Genomic DNA, 14,977 nt, shown 5'->3' with positions numbered 1-14,977 from the left:
TTTATAGCTAGACGCCGCTTCACGGTGATCTAGCTAAATCCACACTCAACAAATTCTAGCACTATGCACTTCACTATTACCACTAATTTAAGCTCGGTTATAAAATAACACCTCAGTTCCCTCTCGCCTTATATAATATAAAAGCATAACAAATAATCTCAACTAAAATTAATAGCATTTAAAATAATATTTGCGATGAATATATACACGAACATTCAGGTTACAATTTAAGGTCTATTATTCCACAATAGTTAGTCACATATATTACAGTTTAAAACAGTCGGAATTCACAACTCTACGAAGATCAACTGTACTCCCTCGATACAAGCACTAAGAACAATTATAGTGACCATTATGTGGAAATAAAAACAATGATAACTTCATAAGCTTAACGGACTCACCAAGTTAAATTCAAGCGTAAGGCTAAGAATATAATCATCATAAAACCATAAGGTGATAAGTGTTTTAAATAACCAGATAGTTTTTCATTCCCTATATAAAATCCAGATATATAAGCCAGAAACTGATCAACTCGATACATTTACCCGACTCTATTTATCCTCCTATAAACACCTGATAATAAAAATAGTACTTTCCTACTATATAAATAATAAAACAAGTGTTTAAGTTTATTAGTGACGTTCAAAACCATCCGCTGTAATCATTTCTATGCTGCAATAAAATTATTGATGATTTTGCAACTCTTCACCGAGTGGCTAGGTTAACCACTCATTAAAAATAAGAAATACATCATAATAAAAAAGGACATGGAATAATGCAGATTAGATCATTAGTTCGACTACTCATGTTTACAGCCGGAGTCTCGGCGGTAAGCACATCCTGGGCAACAACTGAATATCTCCAAAGTAACCCTCTATCGACAGCCGACAGCCCGGTTCACTCATTGGCCCAGGGCTGTTACTCGATTAGATCCCCACAGACCAATAAGTTCGTGAAGCGTTATACCAGTGGCGGCACTGTGAACGATGGCCAAAGTTATGGCTTCCTAAGTACCAGCTTACAAGATGCCGGCCGTTTTTACTTTAAACCTACGGGTTTAGATCACTACATGATGACAGATCAAGACAGCTATTATCTGGCAGCCCGTTTACCCTTTAACATCACCGCCGGCACCTATGCAGGAAAGTTTGCCGAATGGAAAACCACAGCGATCGAACAAACCGATGGGACATTTCGTTATCGACTTAGAGTAACCGGCTTAGACAGAGACGTGCGCCATAACTACAGCTCAGATAGCTTGTACTTCGTGGACGCTTTAAATCCCTATAATTACACCAGCGAAACCGACTTCGAACTGGTTCAGCAAACGAATTGTCGACCATTCCCGGAGATCCAAACCAATGTCACTGGCAATATTAAAGCCCTGAAGGGCGATTCCGATATGCCAGTGCGCGGCTTTATCGATCCCCACACCCACATCACGTCCTATGAATTTATGGGCGGCCGTTTCATGCACGGGTACCCATTTCACCGTTTCGGTGTAGAAACGGCACTCAGCGACAGCAGCGATATCCATGGTAGTTGGGGCGCGCTGGATATTATTGGCAACTTAATGGCCTACAATGATGTGAACTACCGCTATGACACCCGTGGCTGGCCAGAATTTCCACACTGGCCTAATTACCAACAGATGAGCCATATGGGCTACTACTATAAATGGATGGAGCGGGCCTACCTGAGTGGTCAACGTATGATCGTCACCAACCTGGTGGAAAATGAGGTGTTATGTAAGCTTCAATCCACGGTAAACCCAGCTGCATGGGTCGGACATAACAGTTGTAATACCATGGACAGCATTCGTCTGCAGGTACAACGACTCAATGAAATGCAAACCTACATAGATGCACAAGCCGGTGGTATCGGTAAAGGTTTCTTCCGTCTGATCACCTCACCGGAGCAAGCCCGAGAGGTGATAGCAGAGGGCAAATTAGCCGTGCTCATGGGAATCGAAGCCTCAGAGACTTTCAACTGCGGACTTAAGGACACTTGCAACAGATTTGATGTCGAAAAGCAGCTACAAGAGGTCTATGATTTAGGAATAAGGGTTATCTATCCTACACATAAATTTGACAATAAATTCGGCGGTTCCCGTGTCGAGGACAGCCTGATTAACGTGGGACAGGTACTCAGCACAGGGTATGCGTTCGACACCAATGAATGTGATGCATTTACCCATGGCCCTGAGATGACATCCGGCTTTCCCCTGCTCGGCGGTATACCCGTCATCGGCGATATAGCCAACACGATTGCCAATCCTCAATATGAGCCTGGCGTCGAAAATTGTAACCAACAAGGCTTGTCAGAGCTTGGGGTATACCTGGTCAATCGCATGATAGATAAGAAGATGTTGATCGAACTCGATCATATGAGTGAAAAAACGGCCTCCTCGGTGATGGACATAGTAGAAGCCAGGCACTACAACGGCGTGATCTCTTCACACAGCTGGATGACTGCAGGTAAGAATGGCGAATTACACAACAACCTAAAACGTGCGGTGCAAGTGGGCGGCTTCGTCACTCCCTACAATTGGACATCGACCGATATCGCCAACACCATATCTCAATATCTCGATGAGGTTGAAAAAACGCCCTTCGTTCACGGTGTCAGTTTTGCGACCGACATGAGTGGACTAGGTAACCAACCTGGGCCCCGTGATGACGCCCAAACGAATCCGCTTAAATACCCTTTTACCTCTGAGTTTGGTTTGCAATTTGACAGACAGCAATCAGGCAATCGCAGCTACGATTACAACAATGATGGTATGGCCCATTACGGCATGGTCGCCGATCACCTGCAAGATATTCGTGAACAGGCCCCCGCTCGTATCTATGAATCTATCATGAATTCGGCCGAAGCCTATTTACAAATGTGGGAGCGAGCCGAAGCGAATGACAATCGCGATTATCACAACCCACTAGAGCTGTATGTTCGGGTGGTTAACTGGGGTAATGGCAAGTGTATCGATATTGCCGGAGAGGATAACGGCGTCACCGACGGCCAAGCCGTACAGCAGTATGACTGCCAACATCAGTCTGACGACCAGCAATGGCTCTATGACAGATCAAGTCAAACACTGCGCAACCGGGTCGATCCGAATATGTGTCTTGATAATCGAGGTCAAACATACAAGGACGGCAACATCGGGATCAGCAGATGTAATAACAACGATAATCAACGATGGGTCTACGACGGCTACTGGTTAAGAGCCAAGCAAGATCAAAACTATGTCATAGACGTATGGGGGTCGAGTAACACCAATTTCATCGGCTCATGGACCTTTGACGGCAGTAATAGTCAGGCATGGGAGTTGCGCACTGAGAGGGAAGTCTACTCATGGTCGACCTTACGTACCCATCAAGGTGGCCGCTGTTTAGATATCCCCTATGGCAACCTCAGCAATGGCAACAGCTTGCAGCTCGATCGCTGCCACGGGGCTAATAATCAACAGTGGTTCTACGATCCTAAGCTGGGCAATATTCGCAGCAAACTCAACTGGAACAAGTGCGTTGCACTCGAAGGGGCAAACACAGCTAACAACACTCCCATCATCATCTCAGATTGTAACAATGAGAAGAGTCAACAATGGGAGCATGATGGTGGATATTTCCGTTCCCGTTTAAATCACAACAAGGTCATCGATGCCAATGGAAATAGTGATCGCTCAGAGATCACCATTTGGGACTATAACTCAGGGTCAAACCAAAGATGGCGCACAGTGATAAACTAACTAAAATGTCATTCGCTTAAGTGCAACTCGCATAAGTGCTCATATTTCTCGCCCGGCAAGAAAAATGAGCACCATCTTAAGGCGCTAAGGGTAAAGCATCAGTTTGGCGTATTGACGCAGAATTAGGGAGCTCCATCCCATCATCCATTCTTATTCTAAGGAAGATGGTTGCCCTTGTTCAAAGTAGAAGTGCATCACTCATTTCAGTATAGATTTCAAAGGTATCTTGGTTATTTATTACTGATTATTAAGCCTTAATTCATACCAAAAAATGAAGAAGACAAATCTTACCAGAGATAAAAATAGCAGTATCTAAACTCATACTGTCCATTGCTAATCTCCCTCCGCTAAATGTTATACCTTAAGCTTCAATCCAACCAAGCCTGTGCTTATAATATTTCCCTGTAAAATCATCAACTCCCGTAAAGTAGGCTCGTCTAACGGTTCTACTACAGCAATAGTAGAAAGCTGTGTCTTCAATACTTATTTGAGTGCTTCGTAGTCCGGGCATACCAAGCTCCTACAGTAAGTAACAATCGAAGCTTAGCTTCGATAGGAAAAGTTTAACCAATAATCTTGAGTGTCTCTGTTTATTTAAAAATCCATATAATACAATATGATATAAAGTTATAACACGGGGTATTCTCAAATTGTGTTTGTGGTCCAATCACTTTATAAAAAGTGTCGATTTTTTCTGATATATCTAATCTTCCAGCTCTATTATCGTTACCTTTATTGACCAATAATTAACAGTTAACAGAGGGAGTGGTATGGATAGCAAAATTGAAGAGTGGTTAAAAGATATCAACCCTGATTTTTCTATAAATGATGGTGTCTGTAACATCATACAAAAGGATTTAAACATTGAGTTCAGCTTATTTTTTGTAAGTGAAAACTATCAATTAACTGTAATTGGCCCATTTCATAATATCAACGATGGTCATTTCAATGGATTGCTTGAACGAGCTTTAATTGATAATGCAAATGCGAAAAAGATGGAAGGTTGCTGGATAAGTTTAATTGACAACAAGCTTGTTTTATCCCATTCCAGGGATATAAGTTCTTTAGATCAGATTGGCTTCACTAATTTGATGTATCATTTTTCTTCAAAAATTGACCAGCTAAAAAAAGATTACAGTACACAAAATCAAGTAGGTGAGACTATTAATTTGCATAATTTAATAGGTACATTGGCATGAAAGTAACTTCGAATAGTATGGTGACAAATGTTAATCACAGTACCAATACTGATATCAACTCAGCGTCATTCACCACTTCTGGAAATCAAATAGGATCATTAGCCCAGAATGCTGTAAATAAAGATTTGAAAGACTTGGCTTCAGATTTAAATCTCCAGTTTTCAGCGGCCGAGGCTCCAGCAAGGAATAATACGGTGCCAGTAATGAACGGTACCGCCTTAACACCAGAGAACATAAAAGAGATACGGTATCAATGGGAGCAATTATTGGTGTTGCATAAGCTTGACACAAGCAAATTTGAAGATCACCACTTAAGTAATTTTACCCATGGTCAGTTCACCAATATGCCCAGTTATGATCACACTGGGCCGAACACAGTGATCAGATCCTCCAATTTGTTTGAAAAATATCAAATTGACATTAAGGATCAGCTTCAAATGCCTCAAACTGACGACACATCGGGGATAGGAAAACTCTTCAACTTCCTGAAAGATGCTGACCGGACATACACGGGGCTGCATCTCGACAAGTCTGGCACTACAGTCAAAATTGTTCACTATGGTACAGATGAATATCCAGCATTGAGAACACCAGAAGAGAAGCTGATGGAACCAGCGCTATCGGACACTTTTCTGAAATTTAATCAACAAGAGAAAGCTGAATTTTTTCGCTTAGGGTCTTTCCTCAAGACGCTTGAAAAAATCGGTATCAATGCAGAAACAACGGATCAGGAAGTGGCCAAAAAACTGCAAAACTACACTAATACTGGCTCGCATTTTGAGTACCCAAATGCCCCATCAGACATCAATACACGCCTGAAAAACAAAGAGACAGCGCTCTTAGCCGATGAAAAAATTCTGGTTACGCACAAAGGCATTTCGTTAGCTTTTGATACTCAAAAACCAATGAATCTGAAGCAAGATTTAATGAGTGAAAAGTACAGTATCAATAACTTTGATACTGTCGACGACTCTGAATTACTCACTAAGCAACATCAACAGGAAGTTGAGAGATTTTGTGAAAAGCTTCTAAACAGCGAAGGCCGAATTTTAATGACTGGCTACGCCATTGCTGGGTTTGGTGATCTAGTGAACTTCCAGATGCTCTATAAATCAATTACTTCCAAGCATCCTGAGTTAAAAGAACGTATCGACGCTTATGCGCATTTTTACCGATACTCCATTGCCAACAGCACACTAGACAAGTTGCTAGATAAGGACATTAAAGTTATCACGCACCATAATGCTAATCGCCAATGGGATCCCAATTACAGCTATCGATTGGTCTCGGAAATAGCCCAAGACCACAAACCAAAATTTGAAATTCAATATAATGTGGGATCTGTTTTCCAGTCCGTATCCAAAGACGAAAACGTGTTGAGAGTAGGTGAAATTGGAGGAATGGCTGGAGTGAGCATGGTGGATGATGCGTACTTCACCGGTTTATCTCGCGGCGCTATAGGTTTTGGCATTCCCAATGCTGACGTGGATGCTAACCAACAGGAAATCAAAGATGTACTCTCGAGTATTATCCAGCATACTCTCGGCCAAACACAAACCCCTTCCAATGACGCCTCATTTGATTCAATTATCAAAGAGCGCTTCGGTCTGATGATGGCTCGTGAAAATTCTCAGGTGATTAATCAGCGACAGTTTTACCGTTACGATGACGTCCATGAAGGTCAAAATTTAAGCGTAGGGAAGCGTGTTCTTGCTGATATTCTCAAAGCGATGACAGAGCAAGCGAACGTCGACAAACCCATCATTTTAGCAACAGGAAAGATCGAAGCGTTATCGGAACAGGCAAGTGAAGCAGGTCTGGAGCTCACACCAAAAGCAAGCTTTAACGTGAGTGGTAGTGACTACAAACAATTCCATTTAAAAACACAGTCCGGAAAGGAAGCTGTGATCGTTCAAGGTTTTTTCAACAACACTCTCGTCAACGCCATTATGAAACATGCAGATATCCCATCAGTATATTCCGGTGAAGGGTCTATGAACGAAGGCCTGTCATTTGGGGGCAAAGGGTTCATGATCCCGTTTTATGACTATCAGGTAACTACACTTATCGAATCGGCTGGCATCGCTAATAAGCTCGAATTAGATACCTTTAGTATGCAATTAGAGGGGAACGATGTGGGCTTTCGGTACGACCCAAACAAAGTTGTTCAACTTATATCTGACAACCAACCCCTGTATGATTCATGCGAAAAATACGACTTACTGAAACTGAAAGTGGGAGAACAATCCTCGCAAATGTACCTAGTGACAGGTAAATCAGATGAAGGAATGCATATTAAGAAACTAGATAAAACAGAGATTGACTTTCAGATCACCCGTCCTGTTAAGCAGGACTCAAAACCAGAACAGCAGACTTCACAGGCGAACGCTACCATTTATAAATTAGAAGACTGGGCAAAAGAGTGGGCAAAACTGATTTATGATAGAAACTCTTCACAGCTCGATCTGAATAAGCTTGGTCAGCAAACTCCAGCCATGCTTCAAGAGGAAAAACAAAAGCTAGCAAATTGGTTCGATCTCTTTAATTTAAAAACCTCAATGAACTAGTTTATAAGATAACCATTACAGTTTACTGGTCCAAAGTGTAATCTGAGCATGCACTCTGGAAAACCAAAAAAAATGGCCATCATTGGCTGTACCTGAAAGCCATTTAATGATTAAAGATAGTGCATGTGGAACCCAAAAATGAATTAGCTCTTAAGGTTTGACACCATAGTCACTCGTTATGCATTGCTTGCTACTCCCATTAACACTTGCATGGTGCCTTTTTCACTTGTTAGCGAAAACTCTTCTGACACACGTACAAGTGAAAGGCCTACATTTGAATAGGCATTTGTAATTATTTCATTGGTAAAACCAAAATCATCATCCTCATTGCTTCGCTTCCAATCCCACTGGATAAATATACCGCCTTCCTTTAAAAGAAGCTTAAGGTCGGATAATGTTTTCTCGTAATTAGGAACAAAAGCACAAACAGATGACGCAACAATTAAATCAAAACCAGGCTTAAAAATAGGATTTTCATTGATCGAGTTTCTTGAAATTTCGCATGATAGTGAATTTACATTATGGATATTCTTATTCTTTAACACTTCAATCATTTTTGGTGATGAATCTATAGCAACGACTGAAGATGCTACACGAGCTATTTTTTCTGTTAGTTGTCCAGTTCCGCAGCCAAAGTCTAAAACATTTAAGCCTTCTGGACTTATAAATTCACACAGTGAATCAAAAGCTATTTTAGAATACTCGATTACATCTGAATTTGAATCCCAACCATCAGCGTAATCATCCCAACTATCACTCATTATACTTTCCTATTCTTGAAACAGTTCACGACTGCATAGACATAATGACTCCCCACGAGGTGCTAGCCTCCAAGTTCGTGGGTTAGTCCAAAATAGTTAAATTGTACACCTGGGCCATACCGTATTTGTGACCATACAATATTACAAAGGAGGCTAGTATGAGAAAACATAGCATAACTTTCATAGATTTAGACACTCATAAAGAATTTATTGAAGTGACTACGCCGAAAACGGTCAAGAACAATCACTTACCCCAACGAAAAAATCACTGGATTCCGGCTCAAAAGATCTACCAGAATGGCAAAAGTATCGACCAAAACAAAATAAACAAAGATAAAAATGTCACTCATCTTTATTGAAAAACACCTGACTTCTCTAGGCTATATGCAAGCAGCTTTAGCGAAACCTATCGATACGATAATCACTCAAATCGATTGCGGTTTGCTTACCCGATATCTCTTGACTCACAAGCTTAGCGGTAATTCCAGACCAGGTCAGTCCCAGGTGCTGATGACCAAAAGAGAAGAACACGTTTTTATGTTTTTCACTGCGTCCAAGCACAGGAAGACTATCTGGCATCGAGGGTCTGAACCCCATCCAACGCTCACCATCTGCGGCTGTTGCATCGGCAAATAACTCAGGCAGCAAGGCCTTGCCGTGTGGAAATAAGCAATCGGCGCGAGCCTCAACTAACGGGGCCTGTAAACCACCAAACTCCACGGTTCCCGCGAGGCATGTGCCATCAAGCATGGGGGTGATGATAAACTTGCGATTATAGGATGCAACCGGGCGAGAGAGCGTACTCTTCTGCGGCATCATCAGGTGGTAACCTCGCTCTGTTTCCAGCGGCACACGGTAACCTAACTGCTTGGCAAAAGGCTTGGACCAGGCACCTGACGCAATAAGCAAGTTTTCTGAGCGTATCGACTCACCAGAGCTTAGCTGTAGCGAAACATTGTCTTCATCGGTAGAGGAAGCAATAATCTCGCTCACTTCATCGATGAGCAGTTCGCCGCCCAAGGCAATAAACTTATCGGCGAAGGCTTTACATAAACCATAGGGATCACTGGTATGCCCAACATGAGTGAAATATAAACCATGGGTAATGGTTTGACTCAGGCAAGGCTCAAGTTGTCTAACCTCCTCTCCCGTAAGTAACCGAACTTGTACGCCTGCATCTGCGTAATGCCGATATTCCTTGGTGACCTCATCGAGAGGCGTATCTTCGAATACCAACAAGCTGCCATTGAGTATCATTAGCTCAGAGCAGTCACAAAAATCGGTTAGCTCCACAAGAGCAGCAATAGATGCCTGATTTAATCGCTTGATGGCTTGGCTATTGTGCTTTCTCTTACCCGGCAACATATTCACTAGAAATCGCATAAACCAAGGTAATGCCTTGAAGAAATATGCAGGTTGAATACGAAATGGCCCTAGAGGGTCAAGCAACATGCCCGGCAACTTAGGTAACATACTTGGGTCGGCTAATGGAAAAATCTGCTCGGTGGCAAAATGACCGGCATTGCCTTTAGATGCGCCGGCTGCCACTCCCTCTTTATCTAAAATTCGAACCCTATGCCCCGCTCGCAGCAACTCAATGCCAGTCGTTAATCCTATGATCCCAGCGCCTACAATAGTGACGCTGCCTGTTACTAGGCTATTTGTGTTATCACTCATCTTTAATCTCTTATCTGCATTTCAGTGTCTATTAAGCGAGCATGGTTTAACGCAACATAAAGCCATTTTGAAACAGATCATCGGGATCTATGATGAACTGATGACGGCCGGTGATATATGAACGGCCAGAGACTTCTGGAATCACCGCCTGCTTGCCAAAGAACTCAGTTTCAGTAGTGGCACTGACGATCATCCTACCATCGACAATACTCTCTATCATCAGCTCTTGATTGAGCTCCACTTCTCCTTTGGCATACAGAAGCGCTATACGGCCGGCCACTCCTGTACCTGTGGGCGATCTGTCGACTTCCCCGTCGGCAAAAATACACACATGGCGGGAATGTGCCTGCTTATTTGTGACTTTTTGAGAGGTAAAAATAGTGCCATAGAGAAAACTTAAATCTTCCTCAATAGGATGCACTAAAGGATGTGATGCCATCACAGCTTGCTTGATACGCCTACCCATATCGATTAATTGGGCCACATTTTCTTGACCACAGGAGATCCCATGGGCGTCTGCATCTACATAGGCATAATAAGCACCGCCAAAACCAATATCATAATTAACCCTACCAAAACCTTCGACCATCACAGTGCACGCTAAGGACTCGGCCCAGGAATCGACATTTAAGAAACTCGCGTGGATTTTCCCTTGGCTGTCTCGGCTCGCCTTGGCAGTAATGAGTCCAGCAGGTGCATCGATTTTAATCACTCTTGCATCAGTACCTAAACTGATCGCTCCCGTTTCGCAGGCGACTTTAACCAAGGCCAGAATGCCATGACCACACATGCTGCTATAGCCTTCATTATGTAGAAACAAGACCCCAAAATCGGCTCCTGCCGTCACAGGCCGGGTAATAAGCGCCCCGTACATGTCTGCGTGTCCTCTTGGCTCATGCATCAACAAAGTACGGTACCTGTCCATATGGCGAGTTACATATTGACGCATCTCAAGTATGGTTTCACCCACTATCTCAGGATAACCCGATGTGATGATCCTCAGGGGCTCCCCCTCTGTATGGGCATCGATTGTTATGAATTGTTGACACTTTTCTAATAATTCGGCAGGGAGATGATTCAGATGCATGGCTTACTCCTTTCTTATAATTTGTATGCAATATATAGTATTTGATAACAACGAAGACAATTAAAATCTGACGGGGGCTTTTAATCTTCGAATAATTGTATACAATATACTATAAGTTTTCGGAACAAGCCAAATTTAGAATACGTTTTTCCGATCCATTACATTTTTATATAAAGCATATAGCTCAATGAGGCCCTAAACATGAAAGTAAATTGGCAAGGTGTTTTCCCAGCAATCTCTACTCAGTTCAACGATGACGGTTCAATCAACTATGAATCGAATGCACGCATGCTCGAAGATCTCATCAGAGATGGTATCGATGGCATCATCGCTTTAGGCACTATTGGTGAAAATGCTTCACTTAGCCCACAAGAGAAACGTGACTTTATCAAGCACACAGTAGAAACCGTTAAAGGCCGCATCTTGGTACTAACCGGTTGTACTGAAAACACGGCTGAACAAGCCTGTCTCTATGCTCAAGATGTTGAAAAACTAGGTGTAGATGGCTTAATGCTACTACCGGCTATGGTTTACCGTGGTACCGATCGTGAAGTTGTGGCTCATTATCAGACCGTGGCTCGTTCGACTAAGCTACCTATCATGATCTACAACAATCCTGTCAGTTACGGTATCGATATCAACCTGGAGATGACAGCGATTCTTGCAGAAGAAGAGAACATAGTTGCCATTAAAGAATCAACGACAGATACGCGCCGCTTAACTGAACTTCAGAGCCGTTTCGGCGAACGTTTCAGCATACTTTGTGGTGTCGATGACATCGCCCTGGAAAGCATATTATTGGGCGCTACCGGTTGGATCTCAGGCCTGACTAACGTATTCCCACGTGAATCTGTGACCCTGTTTAAACTGGCACGTGCTGGTCGCATAGAGGAAGCGCGCGAGATCTACCGTTGGTTCATGCCTCTACTTAGATTAGACACGATTCCAACATTAGTTCAGTGCATCAAGTTTGCCGAACAACTACTTGGCCGTGGTAATGAAAATGTCCGTATGCCGCGCATGACCTTGGTTGGCGATGAACGTGCTTATGTTGAAAAAGTAATTAAAGAAGCAATGGACACACGCATAGATCTAGACAAGTACAATCTGGATTAAATCTCAAAAATGGTTCAAGACCCATGGAGTCTCACTAAAACTGAGGCTCCACTATAAAAAGAATTAAGGGTCTGAAGGAAACGGAGTAAAGCACAGATGTTAAAAGGCACTTACTTTTGCGTCGATGCTCATACATGCGGCAATCCTGTTCGTTTGGTCACCAGTGGCCATCCAGAGCTTAAGGGCCGCACAATGAGCGAGAAGCGCCAACACTTTCTCAAAGAATATGATTGGATCCGCAAAGGATTGATGTTCGAACCAAGGGGCCACGATATGATGTCGGGGGCTTTTTTGTATCCACCCTGCAGTGATAACGCCGACGCGTCGATCTTGTTTATCGAAACCAGTGGCTGCCTGCCCATGTGTGGACACGGCACCATAGGTACCATCACCGCGGCTATCGAATCAGGCTTGTTGACGGCAAAGGAGCCAGGGAAACTCATCATAGATGTGCCCGCAGGTCAGATAAATATCGAATATCAGCAGACCGGAGAGAAAATCGATTGGGTCAAGATTTACAACGTCCCCGCTTACCTCGCCCATCAAGATGTGATCTTAGATATCCCGGAACTTGGCCCTCTCAAGGTCGATGTCTCATACGGCGGTAACTATTATGTCATCGTCGAACCCCAAGCCATTTTCCCTGGTTTAAGAAACTGGACCGCTGCCGATATTCTCAGATGGAGCCCCATCGTCCGCCAGATTGCCCATGAGCAGTTAACTTGTGTACATCCCGATGACCCAACAGTATCTGGTATCACTCATGTTCTTTGGACCGGCGAAACCATCAGTGAAGGTTCCGATGGCGCCAATGCGGTGTTTTATGGCGACAAGGCCATAGACCGCTCCCCTTGCGGCACTGGCACCAGCGCTCGCTTAGCTCAGCTGTATGCCAAGGGACAGCTAAACGTTGGCGATAAATACACCCATGAGAGCATCATAGGCAGCCAATTTATCGGCTGCATCGAATCTGCCACTTTTGTAGGCGGATACCGAGGGATTATGCCAAGTATTCAAGGCTGGGCCAGAATAACCGGCCAAAACTCAATCACCATAGATGACAGTGACCCATACGCCTTTGGCTTCCAAGTTACTTAACCCCATAACTTAAGATCAGTTTGTTTCTGGATACATATCTAAGCAACAAACCTAATAGGGAACAATATGACAGACTCAGTTACTTCAAGAATTACTGGCCAACATTTTATCAATGGCGCCTGGACTGGTGAAGCTAATGCATTTAATAGCTTAGATCCGGTCGCAAATGCCAAGCTAGACTGGCAGTTTGCCAGTGCGAGTCAAAGCGATATAGATAGTGCAGCTAAAGCAGCCAAGTCGGCATTTGTCCAATACAGAGCCAAGACACCGGGTCAAAGAGCCGATTTTCTCGATGCCATCGCCAGTGAACTAGAAGCGGATATAGAGGCAATCACCACGGCGGCAAACCGTGAGTCAGGCTTGCCTATGGCACGCGTTCAAGGCGAAACGGGAAGAACCTGTAATCAGCTAAGACTATTCGCAGGCACACTGCGTGAGCCACTGGAGCCAAAGTTTGTCGATTTAGCCAATCCTGACCGTGCCCCGCTGCCAAAAGCCGACAGCCGTTTGAGTGTACTGCCCATTGGCCCGGTTGCCGTTTTTGGCGCATCAAACTTTCCACTGGCATTTTCAACCGCAGGTGGTGATACGGCATCTGCGTTAGCCGCTGGTTGTCCGGTGATCGTTAAGGGCCACCCTGCCCACCCTGCCACCAGTGAACTTGTCACCCGCGCCATCGAGAAAGCCATCATCGCCTGTGACATGCCGGCTGGGGTATTTAGCTTAGTGCAAGGCGCCGCGCCGCAAGTCTCCACAGATTTAGTCACCCACAGTGCCATAAAAGCCGTTGGTTTTACCGGCTCACTCAAGGTGGGACGTATTTTGGCTGATCTGTGCGCCGCACGTGCTGAGCCGATCCCATTCTATGGCGAATTAGGCTCGACTAACCCGCAATTCTTGCTCAATAACATATTGTCAGCCAACGCAGAGCAGATGGCACAGACTCAAGTCCAGTCGATGATGATGGGTCATGGTCAGTTTTGTACCAGCCCAGGCGTTGTGGTCGCAGTAAAAGGTTCAGCACTCGACCGATATATTGCCACTATGTCCGATACAATAGCTGCACTGCCAGCATCAGCGATGCTGACCCCAGGCATTGCCGCAGCCTATCAAGCCCAAGTTGAAGCTTTGCTTAAAGACACCTGTGTGGCGTTAGTTGCACAGGGTCAATCGGCACAAGCGAGTCATTTAACCAGACCAACGACAGTACGAGTCAATGCCGACGATTACCTGACAACGCCTGAACTGCAGCAGGAGATCTTTGGTCCATGTGCAGTAATCGTAGAATGTGAAGATGAGGCGCAGATGCTCAACATAGCAACTGAATTGGAAGGCCAACTCACGGCCACCATTCACGGCCATGAAGCTGAATTAATCCAAAATCAGCAACTGATTGAGGCGGTAGCCTTCAGCGTAGGCCGTATCATCTTCAATCAGATGCCAACGGGAGTCGAAGTCTGTCACTCGATGAATCACGGTGGGCCTTACCCTGCGAGTACGGACAGCCGCACAACGTCCGTAGGCAGTCAGGCCATGAAGCGTTTCGAGCGTCCAATCTGCTATCAGAATATGCCTGCATCCTTGCTTCCCGATGAATTAAAAAGCGGCGCTTCTAAAGTCATCCGCTTTTAATCCTGCTTGAAATGAGAAAATAAATAGAGGGAAACACAGTTTCCCTTTATTTTAACAAGCTTTAACGGTAATCTTAGTCGGATAAAATAGAA

10 protein-coding genes are annotated in these 14,977 nt (G+C 44.1%); 7 read left to right on the top strand and 3 right to left on the bottom strand.

Features of this window, described 5'->3' with window-relative positions:
* The first annotated feature begins 775 nt into the window (after positions 1 to 775).
* The 3 genes from FM037_RS11300 to FM037_RS11285 all read left to right on the top strand — a co-directional run bounded on the left by FM037_RS11300 (position 776) and on the right by FM037_RS11285 (position 7,514).
* Positions 776 to 3,748 carry a ricin-type beta-trefoil lectin domain protein gene (locus FM037_RS11300; RefSeq protein WP_144046086.1) on the top strand — a complete coding sequence of 991 codons (2,973 nt, stop codon included), beginning with the start codon at positions 776 to 778 and terminating at the stop codon, positions 3,746 to 3,748.
* A gap of 770 nt (positions 3,749 to 4,518) precedes the next feature.
* Positions 4,519 to 4,947 carry a CesT family type III secretion system chaperone gene (locus FM037_RS11290; RefSeq protein WP_144046085.1) on the top strand — a complete coding sequence of 143 codons (429 nt, stop codon included), beginning with the start codon at positions 4,519 to 4,521 and terminating at the stop codon, positions 4,945 to 4,947.
* Complete coding sequence (locus tag FM037_RS11285) at positions 4,944 to 7,514, top strand: hypothetical protein (RefSeq protein WP_144046084.1); 2,571 nt, start codon at positions 4,944 to 4,946, stop codon at positions 7,512 to 7,514. Before FM037_RS11290 ends, FM037_RS11285 begins: the two co-directional genes overlap by 4 nt.
* A 176-nt stretch (positions 7,515 to 7,690) precedes the next feature.
* Here the strand turns inward: FM037_RS11285 and FM037_RS11280 are convergent, their stop codons facing one another.
* On the bottom strand, positions 7,691 to 8,275 hold the full coding sequence (locus tag FM037_RS11280; RefSeq protein ID WP_144046083.1) for a class I SAM-dependent DNA methyltransferase: 585 nt from the start codon (positions 8,273 to 8,275) through the stop codon (positions 7,691 to 7,693).
* Positions 8,276 to 8,433: 158 nt separating this feature from the next.
* Here FM037_RS11280 and FM037_RS11275 point away from each other — a divergent pair, with 158 nt between their 5' ends.
* The gene (locus FM037_RS11275; protein ID WP_144046082.1) at positions 8,434 to 8,634 is read left to right on the top strand and encodes a hypothetical protein; all 201 of its coding nucleotides are present in this window, start codon (positions 8,434 to 8,436) and stop codon (positions 8,632 to 8,634) included.
* 37 nt (positions 8,635 to 8,671) lie between these two features.
* Here the strand turns inward: FM037_RS11275 and FM037_RS11270 are convergent, their stop codons facing one another.
* On the bottom strand, positions 8,672 to 9,952 hold the full coding sequence (locus FM037_RS11270) for an NAD(P)/FAD-dependent oxidoreductase (RefSeq protein WP_144046081.1): 1,281 nt from the start codon (positions 9,950 to 9,952) through the stop codon (positions 8,672 to 8,674).
* A gap of 46 nt (positions 9,953 to 9,998) precedes the next feature.
* Positions 9,999 to 11,039, bottom strand: coding sequence for a proline racemase family protein (locus tag FM037_RS11265; RefSeq protein ID WP_144046080.1), 1,041 nt, complete (start codon positions 11,037 to 11,039; stop codon positions 9,999 to 10,001).
* 201 nt (positions 11,040 to 11,240) lie between these two features.
* Between FM037_RS11265 and dapA the strand changes: the two genes are divergently transcribed.
* From dapA to FM037_RS11250, 3 genes are all read left to right on the top strand, one after another.
* The gene (gene dapA / locus FM037_RS11260) at positions 11,241 to 12,155 is read left to right on the top strand and encodes a 4-hydroxy-tetrahydrodipicolinate synthase (RefSeq protein ID WP_144046079.1); all 915 of its coding nucleotides are present in this window, start codon (positions 11,241 to 11,243) and stop codon (positions 12,153 to 12,155) included.
* Positions 12,156 to 12,251: 96 nt separating this feature from the next.
* Positions 12,252 to 13,253 carry a 4-hydroxyproline epimerase gene (locus tag FM037_RS11255; RefSeq protein ID WP_144046078.1) on the top strand — a complete coding sequence of 334 codons (1,002 nt, stop codon included), beginning with the start codon at positions 12,252 to 12,254 and terminating at the stop codon, positions 13,251 to 13,253.
* Positions 13,254 to 13,319: 66 nt separating this feature from the next.
* Positions 13,320 to 14,885, top strand: coding sequence for an aldehyde dehydrogenase (NADP(+)) (locus tag FM037_RS11250; RefSeq protein WP_144046077.1), 1,566 nt, complete (start codon positions 13,320 to 13,322; stop codon positions 14,883 to 14,885).
* The last annotated feature ends 92 nt before the right edge of the window (positions 14,886 to 14,977 follow it).

The organism is Shewanella psychropiezotolerans (genome assembly GCF_007197555.1).
In the GTDB taxonomy this organism is placed as follows: Bacteria; Pseudomonadota; Gammaproteobacteria; order Enterobacterales; family Shewanellaceae; genus Shewanella; species Shewanella psychropiezotolerans.
The sequence above is the reverse complement of the archived record's forward strand: the minus strand, read 5'-3'. Positions and strand labels throughout refer to the sequence as shown.

What these genes read in the sequence shown, in the direction of transcription:
- FM037_RS11265 (WP_144046080.1), bottom strand. Translation starts at nt 11,039, where the DNA reads ATGCATCTGAATCATCTCCCTGCCGAATTATTAGAAAAGTGTCAACAA.
- FM037_RS11280 (WP_144046083.1), bottom strand. Translation starts at nt 8,275, where the DNA reads ATGAGTGATAGTTGGGATGATTACGCTGATGGTTGGGATTCAAATTCA.
- FM037_RS11300 (WP_144046086.1), top strand. Translation starts at nt 776, where the DNA reads ATGCAGATTAGATCATTAGTTCGACTACTCATGTTTACAGCCGGAGTC.
- FM037_RS11270 (WP_144046081.1), bottom strand. Translation starts at nt 9,952, where the DNA reads ATGAGTGATAACACAAATAGCCTAGTAACAGGCAGCGTCACTATTGTA.
- FM037_RS11275 (WP_144046082.1), top strand. Translation starts at nt 8,434, where the DNA reads ATGAGAAAACATAGCATAACTTTCATAGATTTAGACACTCATAAAGAA.
- FM037_RS11285 (WP_144046084.1), top strand. Translation starts at nt 4,944, where the DNA reads ATGAAAGTAACTTCGAATAGTATGGTGACAAATGTTAATCACAGTACC.
- FM037_RS11250 (WP_144046077.1), top strand. Translation starts at nt 13,320, where the DNA reads ATGACAGACTCAGTTACTTCAAGAATTACTGGCCAACATTTTATCAAT.
- dapA (WP_144046079.1), top strand. Translation starts at nt 11,241, where the DNA reads ATGAAAGTAAATTGGCAAGGTGTTTTCCCAGCAATCTCTACTCAGTTC.
- FM037_RS11255 (WP_144046078.1), top strand. Translation starts at nt 12,252, where the DNA reads ATGTTAAAAGGCACTTACTTTTGCGTCGATGCTCATACATGCGGCAAT.
- FM037_RS11290 (WP_144046085.1), top strand. Translation starts at nt 4,519, where the DNA reads ATGGATAGCAAAATTGAAGAGTGGTTAAAAGATATCAACCCTGATTTT.